The sequence below is a fragment of the Pontibacter silvestris genome, assembly GCF_020907275.1.
In the GTDB taxonomy this organism is placed as follows: Bacteria; Bacteroidota; Bacteroidia; order Cytophagales; family Hymenobacteraceae; genus Pontibacter; species Pontibacter silvestris.
In genome coordinates this window covers 1-2,493 of sequence record NZ_JAJJWI010000062.1, presented here as the reverse complement: position 1 = coordinate 2,493, position 2,493 = coordinate 1, and the positions used below count along the sequence as shown (strand labels likewise).

The following is a 2,493-nucleotide window of genomic DNA, read 5'->3' as shown; positions in this document are numbered from 1 at the left end:
ACGACTATTAGGATCTCTTTAGAAGTTACCGAGCAACCTTCATGGGAAGTTGCCATCCTTCTGAAGGATGTGCTTTGCTGCAGTAGGCCCGGGTGAAAGGAAGCGGTAGTGGCTCCTTGTATGTCCTGGTACTGGGTTTGTGTCTCAGTCTTTCTCTGCCACTGGTAGGAGTAGCCCTGGGAGGCAGGGCTGCCGATAGGGGATGCGAGGCTGCCGAGGCATACCTGCTGGTCGCCTTCCACCTGGTTCTCCACGGGCGGGTAGTAGAAAACCCTGACGCTGTTGCTGTAGACAGGGCCGCATGCCCCGCCGGTTACCCTCCGGCGGAACCAGGAGGGGCTTGTGGAGACGTTCTGGGGGAGGTAGTCCTGCTGGCGGGCATTGTCCCCGGGGATCTCCTCAAAAGAGCCGGGCAGGCCGGATTCGCTTCTTTCCCACTGGTAGGTGTAGTCCCCGTTCCCGCCGGAGAGGGCTGCGGAGGCGAGCTTTTCCAGCGCCTGCCCCTGGCAGAGGCTCTGCTCGCCGCTTATCTGGTTTACGATGGGCTGCTCTACCTGCAGGAGTACGGGCTCTGAGGTGCTGGTGCATCCTGCGGAGCGGACGATCCTGCGGTACCAGGTGGAGGCCGCGGGTGTGGCCGTGTAAGTGTCGCCCGTCGCGCCGGCTATGTCCTGGAAGGCGCTGGCGCCTTCCAGCCTTTGCTGCCACTGGAAGTCCTCGAAGACGCCGTTCCCTCCGCTCAGGGGGCCTCTTGCCCTGAGTTCTGTGGCAGAGCCCGCGCAGAGAGGGCCTGCGGGTGCGATCTCATTTCCCTCAATGGGCGGGGTGACTTCGATGGTGATGGTGTTGCTGCTGCCCCCTTGGCAGTTGCCCGGGGTGATGATGCGGCGGTACTGCCATGTTCCGGCGGCCAGCCCTTCGGCAGGCTGATAGCTCTCTGTGGCGGCCACGGCCTGGAAGGGTCCTCCGTTGTGGCTGCGCTCCCACCGGATGGTGTTTGCCTCCGGGTCGCCCCCTGTCACAGGCACTGCGCTACTGAAGGTCCCGGGCAGCTCCCCCTGGCAGATTTGGGTGAGGGGGTTGGCGATCCGGTTTACGAGCGGGGCATACACCTCCACCCGCACCGTGCTCTGCACAGCGGCGCAGGCGCCGGAGGAGACGGTTCGCCTGAAGATGTAGGACTCTGTGAGGGGTACTGTGGGGGTGTAGTCCTTCTGGTTGTTGACACCGGGGGCGTCAACGAAGTCGCCGGGCCCGTCCGCCTTGGCCCACTCCCACAGGTAAGTGTAGGAGCCTTCCCCGGCGCCTCCCTCAGGCGCGTCGCCTTCTATCAGCCCGGGCAGGGTGTTGTGGCAGACAGGGGAGGTGTCGGAGGAGCGTATGCCGTAGTTAGTCAGGGGCGGCTGCACCTCCACCAGCACGGAGTTGGAGACAAGGCTGCACTCGCCTGAGCGGACGATGCGGCGGAATGAGGTGGACACCAGCAAAGGCCCGGGTTCATAGGCAGGTGCGGTGGCCCCTGTGATGTTCTCAAAGGCGTCCTGGGCCTCTGTTTTCTGCTGCCACTGGTAGCTGTAGGAGCCGGGGCCGTTCCCACCTGTGGGGGCTTCCCCGTCCAGGGTTCCGGGAGAGGCCCCCTGGCACAGGGTGGCGGCGGGGGCGGCGATGAGGTCTCCTCCCACCAGCGCCGGTGTCACGGTCAGGGTGACCGGGGTCCTGGCTGTGCTGGGGCAGGGGGTGGCGGTTCTGGTGACGGCCTCCACATAATAGGTGGCCGAGGAGGTTGCCGCGGCGACAGGGAAAGAGGCCCCTGTTGCTAAAAGGCTTCCCTGCTGGTTGTACCACTTGTAGGTGAGCGCCTGGTCGGGGTTCTGTACCTGCAGAGTGACACTGGTGCCATAGCATACCTGGGCATCGGCGATAGCAGGCGCCTGGGGCAGCGGGGTCACTTGTATGAGCACCTCGTTGCTGATGCTTTTTTCCTGCTGGCAGCTCCAGGAGGTGACCACTCTCCGGAACCAGGTGTTAGCAGTGAAGAGACCTTTTGGGGTGTAGTGCTGTTGGTAATAAACACCAGGGGCGTTGCTGAAGTTTTCTCCGTCATAGCTGATCTCCCACAGGTACTCATAATCCTCGAAATCGCCTGTTCCCCCTGCCCCTGTGGGCTGAGACCCGGTCAGGGGGGAGGGGGTGGAGCCGCTGCAGATGGCCTGGGCCTGGCTGATGGTGTTGTTGCCCAGGGGATCCATGACGGGTACGGTGACCGTGGAGCGGGGGCCAACGCAGCCTTTGTCGCTGACGGCCTCCACTTGGTAGGTGGCGGCGGCAGTCAGCTCAGGTGTTGAGAAAGCGCTGCCTGAGAAGACCTTGTCTCCGTCAGTGCTGTACCAGTTGAAAGTCGCCCCGTGTGTTGCCGAGGCATAGAGGGTGGTGGAGGTGCCGTGGCAGATGCTCTGGTTGCCGGTGACAACTGGGGCAACCGGTATAGGGTTG

General features: G+C 63.5%; 1 protein-coding gene and 1 pseudogene. Both read right to left on the bottom strand.

Features of this window, described 5'->3' with window-relative positions:
• Positions 1-2,249, bottom strand: a 2,249-nt coding sequence (locus LN995_RS21430) for an Ig-like domain-containing protein (protein WP_229963140.1), incomplete at its 3' end; no start/stop codon positions are given.
• A gap of 12 nt (positions 2,250-2,261) precedes the next feature.
• Positions 2,262-2,486 (bottom strand): annotated as a pseudogene (locus tag LN995_RS22225) (immunoglobulin domain-containing protein); the annotation flags it as partial.
• Between the last annotated feature and the right edge of the window lie 7 nt (positions 2,487-2,493).